This window comes from Rhizobium sp. P1_E1 (assembly GCF_056406015.1).
In genome coordinates, this window is the sequence record NZ_JBFUAY010000393.1 from 1 (window position 1) to 2552 (window position 2552).

General features: G+C 61.8%; 3 protein-coding genes. 1 reads left to right on the plus strand and 2 read right to left on the minus strand.

What is annotated here, in order from left to right; all coding sequences use genetic code 11:
* A partial coding sequence (gene uxuA / locus AC1D1Z_RS36185) for a mannonate dehydratase (RefSeq protein ID WP_477853617.1) occupies nt 1-1044 on the minus strand: 1044 nt, incomplete at its 3' end.
* Between the two features lie 42 nt (nt 1045-1086).
* Nucleotides 1087-1809 (minus strand): GntR family transcriptional regulator, encoded by a 723-nt coding sequence (locus AC1D1Z_RS36190; protein ID WP_028732280.1) that lies wholly within the window; start codon nt 1807-1809, stop codon nt 1087-1089.
* Nucleotides 1810-2094: 285 nt separating this feature from the next.
* On the opposite strand from AC1D1Z_RS36190, the gene AC1D1Z_RS36195 reads away from it, so the two are divergent.
* The gene (locus AC1D1Z_RS36195) at nt 2095-2499 is read left to right on the plus strand and encodes a DUF2934 domain-containing protein (protein WP_131647715.1); all 405 of its coding nucleotides are present in this window, start codon (nt 2095-2097) and stop codon (nt 2497-2499) included.
* The last annotated feature ends 53 nt before the right edge of the window (nt 2500-2552 follow it).

The following is a 2552-nucleotide window of genomic DNA, read 5'->3' on the forward strand; positions in this document are numbered from 1 at the left end:
GGTGTCTTGTGTGCCGCGGTGGCGGTCTTCCCAGACCAGTTCCCGAAGCACCGCGACAATGTCGACGTCGCCTTCCAGATGCGCGCTTTCATGGAACGTTCGGCCGTCGCCCTCGCGTGTCGTGGCGCGCAGATGGGCAAAGTGGATGCGCGAGGCGAAGCGCCGTGCGATCGCCGGCAGGTCGTTCTCGGCGCGCACGCCGAGACTGCCGGTGCAATAACACATGCCGTTTGCCGCCGATGGCACCGCATCGAAGAGCGCGGCATAATCATCGGCCGTCGAGGCGATGCGCGGCAGGCCGAACAGCGAGCGCGGCGGGTCATCGGGATGCAGCGTCAGCTTGACGCCGCGCGCTTCGGCAGCCGGCGTTACAGCCTCCAGGAATTCGATCAGGTGCCGACGCAATCTTGCTGCATCGATACCGCTATAAGCGACCAGCTTTTCCCGGAAGGCCGGTATGGTCAGAGGTTCGGTGGTCGACCCCGGTAGAGCCGAGGTGATGATGCGGGTGATGTCGGCGACCTCGTCGTCCGTCATCGCCTCGAAGACGATACGCGCCCTTTCCCGGTCTTCCGCGGAATAGTGCTGCGCCGCATCTGGCCGTTCCAGAATGAAGAGATCGAAGGCTGCGAAGCGCTCGTGATCGAAACGCATGGCGGTGGCGCCCGTCGGTGTCACGAAATCGAGTTCGGTGCGGGTCCAGTCCACCACCGGCATGAAATTATAGCAGACAATCGGAATGCCGCAGGCGGCGACCGCTTCGAGGCTGGCGATCCACGCCTCGATTTCCGCCTTCGCCTCCCCGCCCTTGCGCTTGACCGCGTCGGGGATCGGGATGCTCTCAACGACCGACCAGACGAGCGGCGCACGGTCGCCCGGCGTCGTCTCGATCAGAGACTGGCGTTCGCGCACTTCCTTCTCGGTCCAGGCCCTGCCGATCGGCACCTGATGCAGCGAAGAGACGATATTGGTGGCGCCCGTCTGACGGACGTCATCCAGCGTCACCGGCGCTTCCGGTCCGAACCATCTCCAACCTTGTCGCATCCTTCTTCCTTCCCTGGTCTTTCGTTTCGTGTTGGCCTGCCGTCAGCAGAAATAATCGGGGTAACGCGCGCGCAGTTCGTCGACATCGGGAATGACGGCGCTTAAGTGATGGATCATTGCGCTGCGTGCAGCCGCCGCATCGTGAGCGGCGAGCGCATCGCGGATAATGATGTGTTCGTGTACCACGTTGTCCATGCGCCCAAGCACCGGCAGCGTCAGTCGCCTTGCCCGATCGATCTGCACCTTGACCGTTTTCAGGATTGCCCAGATGCCGGGATAACCTGATATCTGCGCGATCGCCTCGTGGAAGGCCTCATCCTCCTCATGAAAGCTCGACGCATTGTTGGTCGCGGCGTGCGACCGCTGCCGGGCGATGATGGTATCGAGACGGGCGATGTCTGCGGCAGTCGCGGTCAGGGCCGCAGTCTCGACGGTCGTGCCTTCGAGCGCCTTGCGCACAACGACCGCCTCGGGGATCGCCGAGACCGGCACCCGCGACACGACCGTGCCCGATTGCGGATAGATATCGACCAGTCCACCTTCGGAAAGCCTGAGCAGCGCCTCACGCACCGGTGTGCGGCTGACGCCGAAATCATCGGCAATCCGCTTTTCCTGCAGCAGCATGCCAGGCGGCATCCGTAGCGACACGATGTCGGCATAGAGACGATCGTAGATGGCGCCGGCCGTGGTGATGCGGCGCAGCCTGCCGCCAACCTCCTGCGACGTCGGGACTACCAAGACTTCGGTTTCTGATGCTTGCGACATAACGATACCGGGCGTCGATGCTTGTTGGCATACTAGTATATCAGTTATATGGCCTTGCCAAGACGTGCTGCGGGTGAGTGAGGGTATAGCGCCACATCTCGTGATTCAGCGCTTCGCGAATTGAGCATTTCAGTCTGGGCCCGGGGATCGAGCAATGATTGCGCTTCAAAAGCGCTGGTGAACGGCATGAGCCTTGCGAAATCAGAAGCCCGATCTTTGTGCCGTGACACTCTTTGTTTGGAACTTAGATCCGTCGAGTTGGTTGAAATCCCCAAGGAGATGGTCATGAAAAACCCAGCACGACGCAAGATAAGCGAAAGTACGACCGACGACGGGCGGCCGAAAGCTCGACCCGTTGCGGACGCACGCGGACAGAAGATGGCTCGGCGAGCCGCAAACCAAATCGACAGGAAGAGCGGCGGGTTGCCAGCAGCCACCCGCGAGGAGGAGATCCGAAGAAGGGCATATTCGCTGTGGGAGAAGGAGGGGAGGCCGGAAGGCAAGCACCGGCATCACTGGACCCTGGCCGAACATGAACTCGACGCCCAGCAGGGCGAGGCCGACAATCCTCCAAATCTCGCAGCCCTGCGAGAGGCCTCGCGCGAACATACCGATGCATTCCTCGTCAAGACGGATCTCGAAGACGCGGATCAACGCGAAGCCTCCCCCGGCACACGCGAGCAGGATTGAACTTTCCGCCTCGCGCCAATCTCAGAAAGGTCCCCGAAATGGTCGACAAACAG